General features: G+C 50.7%; 4 protein-coding genes. All 4 read left to right on the top strand.

Annotated elements, in window-relative coordinates; all coding sequences use genetic code 11:
• Window positions 1–542 precede the first annotated feature (542 nt).
• Window positions 543–755, top strand: a complete 213-nt coding sequence (locus D5S03_RS00070; RefSeq protein WP_008868660.1) for a hypothetical protein — start codon at window positions 543–545, stop codon at window positions 753–755.
• Between the two features lie 11 nt (window positions 756–766).
• Window positions 767–2,113 carry a M48 family metalloprotease gene (locus D5S03_RS00065; RefSeq protein WP_287042326.1) on the top strand — a complete coding sequence of 449 codons (1,347 nt, stop codon included), beginning with the start codon at window positions 767–769 and terminating at the stop codon, window positions 2,111–2,113.
• 33 nt (window positions 2,114–2,146) lie between these two features.
• Entirely contained in the window at window positions 2,147–2,968 is an 822-nt protein-coding gene (locus tag D5S03_RS00060; RefSeq protein WP_008868658.1) for a hypothetical protein, read from the top strand.
• A gap of 397 nt (window positions 2,969–3,365) precedes the next feature.
• On the top strand, window positions 3,366–5,850 hold a 2,485-nt coding region (locus D5S03_RS00055; protein ID WP_287042325.1), incomplete at its 3' end, for an ankyrin repeat domain-containing protein.

The following is a 5,850-nucleotide window of genomic DNA, read 5'->3' as shown; positions in this document are numbered from 1 at the left end:
TCACATAGCACACATTTCTTGAGTAAAATGCAGTGCATAACTTTTTGACTTTTGTCACTGAACAATTCTTCGAGATGTTATGCAGAGCCGTGTGAGTCTTGAGCAAACGTTTGAGGAGGTATGAATGGCGGGAAAGATGCTTTACTTTAATTTCAGGAAAGCCTCAATTCTGCTGGTTTTTTTTGTACTGTTACTGTCTGTGTTTTGTGCTGCCCCGACATGCGGCGACCCTGGAGATCCCTGCATTTGCTCGGGGTTTGGCTGTTCACGCCACTCACTGCCCACAGGCCCTGAAATATGGGAATATTGCGCTGGTAAGCAGTTTGGCGTTGAAATGCTTCAAGCAGTAGAGGAATGGCAGGCCCAGCGGTAGATCCGGCAAATTGTTTTCATGAACATGGATTACCGATTCCATGCCATTGATTGATGCATTCAGATGCACGCATTAAATCATTAAATCAGCTGACAACAATTTTTTGAAATATTGAGCGGACATTGTGATGCCATAAAGGGCAAAAAAACTTGAGCAAGGAGAAAGTGCCATGGGTGAAATCTTGATCGGTATACTGGTTATGGCCGGCTTTATTGGTTTTGTCATCTGGAAAAACAAAGGCAAGGAGCAAAGGGAAGAGACACTCGACGATCTGCACCGCGAGCAGTGGTGGGCGGACAGGGAGGATGAGCGCAAACAAGGGCCTGTAATAGTCAGTGCAGACAGTAGAAACGATAAAGACGACAAGGATGACGACGACTGAAGGAGGTCTTTGTGTACCATCCACAAAACCGGATATCCACCCGGAGCATGAACCGCCGGGACTTTCTGTGGCTGGCCTCGGTATCCACCCTGGGCCTGGTCTCCGGTTGCGCGGTCAACCCGGTCACTGGAGAGCGCCAGTTCATGCTTATGTCCGAATCAGGCGAAATAAGCCTGGATCAGAAGCACTCCCCGCATCAGTTTTCAGCCGATTACGGAGAGGTCCAGGACTCAAACCTGAACAGTTACCTGGACCGCAAGGGCAAAGATCTGGCCGCAATCACTCATCGCCCGGACATGCCTTACTCCTTCAGATGCGTCAATGCTACTAACGTCAATGCATACGCCTTTCCCGGCGGGAGCATCGCCACCACCCGGGGCATACTCCTGGAGATGGAAAATGAGGCCGAACTGGACGCCCTGCTGGGGCATGAAATAGCCCACGTCAACGCCAGGCACACCGCCGCACGCATGTCCCGGGCCATAATGGCTCAGGCTCTGCTGGCAGGTGCATCCCTGTACCTGGAAAGCCAGCAGGAGGATTATGCTGCTGTGGCAGCCGGACTGGGAGCAGTGGCCACTGGAGCACTTCTGGCCAGCTACAGCCGGGCCAACGAACGGGAGGCCGATGAACTGGGCATGCAGTATATGACCGATGCCGGCATGAATCCCCAGGGAATGGTCGGCCTTATGGATGTGCTGCAGGGGGTGAACAGCAGGAAACCTTCGGCCATCGAGCGCATGTTCTCAACCCATCCCATGAGCCAGGAGCGTTACGACACCGCCCGGTACAGGGCCGAGAATGAGTATGCCCATGCCCGCGATTTTCCGGTTCATAGAGAGCGCTACATGGACAATACCGCCGATCTTCGCCGCATGAGAGGGGCCATCGAAGATATGCAGGAAGGAGAAGAACATATGGGCCGGCAGCGCTTCCATGAGGCTGAAGACTCATTCAGCCGGGCCCTGAGCCAGGCACCTGAAGACTATGCTGCCCTGGTGCTCATGTCCAAATGCCAGCTGGCCCTGAACCGGCCCCAAAGAGCCAGGAACTTTTCCGACAGGGCCGTGAGGGTTTATCCGCAGGAGGCCCAGGCGCATCACATAAGCGGTGTGGCGGCAATGGATCTGGGGCGGTATGACGCTGCTCTGGAGGGGTTTAGACGCTATGAAGACATGTTGCCGGGCAACCCGAATACCATTTTCCTCAAGGCTGTCTGTCTGGAAGGCATGGGCCGCAAAAGTGATTCGGCCGGGGAGTACGAGAGGTTTCTGCACAGTTCCGGTGCCGGAGAAAAGGCCGACTATGCCCGCAAGAGGCTGCAGGAGTGGGGTTATATGGATTCGTCAGATGAATAGTAAATAAACAGGGCTTCAAGCCAGGAGGCACTCTTGAAATATCCATCAAGCTCCGGGCGGGTAATGCTGGTCATGACTGTACTCAGTATTTTTCTTGCCGCAGTCTTATGCCTGCCGGCCGGGGCTTCCATGCCGGTGCCTGTAAAAACCGTTGAAGGCCTTGTCCGGGGCGGGCAGATAACAATAATAGAACCGCAGCGCTTTGCTTCAAACAAGCCTTTAGAGATTGTTCCCTGCTCCAATATCCCCTTTGATCCAGATCTGTTCGAGGGCAGAAAGATCCGGGCCACGGCGGGAATAGACCTCTATAACGGCATGTTTACCTGCCCCACGGACGTGGTCATCCTGGACAAAGGCCCACAGGATAAAGCATGCAGTATCTCAAGATCATGCCTGAAATACCATGTCCAGTCGGACAGAAAGACTTTTACTCCGGCTACCCTGCAGGATGAGAAGCTTTCTTTGAAACTGGGCACATTTGTCCTGGGCCTGGAAAAGACAGTTAACGCCCATGACTGGAAGCGTCTCATGGAGGATTATATTCACCATGAATATCTGCAAAAGCAGCATGACAGCATACTGCAGAAAAATACCCCACAGTTTCTGTATGAACTGCTGTTTCCCGGAATATATAAAATGCAGGATCTAAGCATCTGCTGTATGAACTATCTGCTGAATGTGAAAACTTCATTTCAGGCAAGAATAGATATGATTCAAGATTTTGAAGTGATCACTTCAGGTGAGTATCTGATATCCTACATGTTTACCTATAAAGATGGCAGCTGCTTGATATACAATAGTATTTATCTGGAGAAGCAGGAGGATGGATTTAAACTGACGGGTGCATATGGATGAGCCATCAGATGGATATAGTTATAAAGACTCAACTGCAAAAAGTACTTTTTGCAGACATAGGAGTCAGGAGACAGGGGTCAGGAGTCAGTAAAAACAAAGCATTGTAAGTTTGATTTATTGCTGAATCACTCATGCCTAGATTTTTTGCAGTCACATCATACAATTCCTGATATTTTACAAAGGATAAAACTCAATGAAAAACTTGAATTTCTACAAAAAAATGTTTTTGAGCTTTTTTTTCTGTTTTTGGGCGTTCATACTGTGTCTGTCAGGTCCTGAGAAGAGTATTGCCCGGGAAACTGCAGCAAATAAGCAGCAGGAACTTCAGGATCTTGCAGTGCAGGGCGAACTGACCGTAAGGGCCATGCGTGCCTGGGGGATGTTGCCGGAGCGGTTTATGCATCTGGCACTGGAGCTTCGCTCTCAGGGCATAAACCTTCTTGATGCTGATATGCAAACGCTTTCAGAGCTTTTAGACCGTGCTGTGGAAGACGAATTACTGAACGCTTTTGCCCATCCCCTGGAGGAACTTGCAGAATATATGCATGAGTTTGTCCTTGCTGCTCAATCCTTTGAAACTAAAGCTGGCATAAATGATGTGCAGAAGACTGCAAAAAAGGAAAGTCTTTCAGTTTCACAGCAGCAGAACATGGCCAGAACTCTTTTTGCCAGGATTGATGCCCTGGATGATGATGAACTGGATGAGATGGAAAAGCTGTACCACCAGGTAATGCAGAAAGCTCCTGATACTGGATATGCCCAGGAAAGCTACTGGCGGCTCAGTAATATGTACATGCGGGCCTACAGCCCCTCCAGAAATCTGGATGCCATAGATATCCTGGAAACTTACGTGCAGCGTTATCCCGGCTCCACATTTCTTGATGATCAATTTGCCATGTTTGCTACTCCGGGCATGCCTACGGCCAAAAAAAGGCTGTTGTACCTGTATGAAACAGAAGAGTTATGGTCAGAGGCTGCAGATCTTTATGGGCAGCTGATTGTTGATCTTGATGCTTCGGGCCAGGACTTGCTGGAGCATTATATTTCTTATGGGCGGGTACTGGAAAATCTGGATCGAAACGAAGAAGCTGTTGCAGTATACAAGGCCTATCTCCAAAATACTGAAAAAGACAGCCGTACTCTGCAGAATGCCGCCAGGACAAGGCTGAGCGCTCTTGGGGCAGAAGTGCCTGAAACCCGGGTCAGGGTTTCTTTTGACAATCTTTTCGATGCAGCTCAAGCCGGCAGCCTTGCAGAAGTGAAAAGGCTGGTGCAGGAAGGAGCTGATGTTACTTCCAGGAGGATTGTAGGAGCACCCAGGTACGGAACAGCCTCAGAAGAAAATCCCATTGGTCCAGGGGACATGGGTACTGAGTCCATTGATCCTCTGCACTTTGCTGTTGCCAAGGGTCATATAGAAGTGGTCAAGTATCTGCTTGAACAGGGTGCTGACCCAGGCTCTGCAGGAGAACAGAACTGGCGGCTGCCCCTGATGCTGGCTGCCGAAAGTTCGGACCTGGAAGTGGCAATGGTGCTGCTTGATGCGGGTGCAGAAGTTGACGCCACGGGAAGAGGCGGTGCTGCTGCCCTGCATTTTGCAGCCCTTATGGCGGACAGTGATTTCGTGCAGGTGCTTATTGATGCCGGGGCGTCTATTGATAAAAAATGCCGCAGAGGACAGCTCCCTTTGCATTATGCAGCAGGCAACCCTGCAAGAAACGTTGCCGAGATGCTTATTGAAGCCGGGTCAGAACTGGAGGCCAGGGATAATGTACAGCGCACTGCTCTGCATCTGGCTGTTGTCAGTGACAATCTGGCAGTTGGTGAACTGCTGATATCGTCCGGGGCTGATACAGGAACTGCCATGTCAAGCGGTGATACAGCCCTTCATATGGCTGCAACTCTGGAAGATAATGCCCGCCCTTGGGTGGAAATGCTGCTTGAAGAGGGAGCTGATGTCCTGGCAGTAAATAATGATGGTGCTTATCCTTTCGACTATGCAGTAAGCAACAATCGGGCCGATATCCTGGACCTGTTGTTTGCAGCTGGTATAAATCTTGATAAGGAATTACACCACCAAAATACTTATCTACATCTGGCCGCTGAGCAGAACAGTTACGAGGTAGCTAAGAACCTGCTGCTGCTGGGAGCAAATGTCGATTCCCGGGATCAGCACCAGAATACTCCCCTTATGCTGGCCTCGCAACACGGAAGTAAAGAGACCGTTGCAGTGCTGCTGGAATATGATGCTGATGTTTCCCTGCTAAATGAACTTAATCGGTCTGCTCTTCAGGTGGCCGTAGGCTATAGAAAAGCCCCGGCAGTATCCCTGCTGCTGGAAAACGGAGCAGACCCGGAGTATCCTCACGATGAAAGTTTGACTGCCCTTCTTCAGATCCTTGATCACTATATTGCAGAAGCAGACGAAGTTATGGCAATATCCGAGATTCTCCTGGCTGCAGGGGCAGACATCCGGGTCAAAGACGACTGGGGTGACACCCCTTTGCACCTGGCGGCACGCAAAGGGTACACCCAGAGCGTGAAGCAGATGTTAGAAAAAGCTCCGAATGTGGATGAACCCGGACGAGGTGAACTTACTCCCCTGCACCTGGCGGCCCAGGGCGGGCACCTGGACATAGTGGAGCTGCTTGTTCAAAGCGGGGCAGATATTCAGGTCCAGAACCGCAGAGGCAATACCGCCATGGAACTGGCCCATTCCAACGGGCATTCAGAAGTGGTGCTCATGCTGGAGAAAAGCGGGGCAAGTTTGCACGGCGATTTGTTTCAGGCGGCCGCCCAGGGCGATGCACAGGATATTAAGCGGCATATTGACTCCGGGGCGGATGTCAATGCTGTTGATGATGACCAGAATACAGCTTTAC

It is taken from the genome of Desulfonatronospira sp. MSAO_Bac3 (assembly GCF_003838035.1).
Lineage (GTDB): Bacteria > Desulfobacterota > Desulfovibrionia > Desulfovibrionales > Desulfonatronovibrionaceae > Desulfonatronospira > Desulfonatronospira thiodismutans.
The sequence above is the reverse complement of the archived record's forward strand: the minus strand, read 5'-3'. Positions and strand labels throughout refer to the sequence as shown.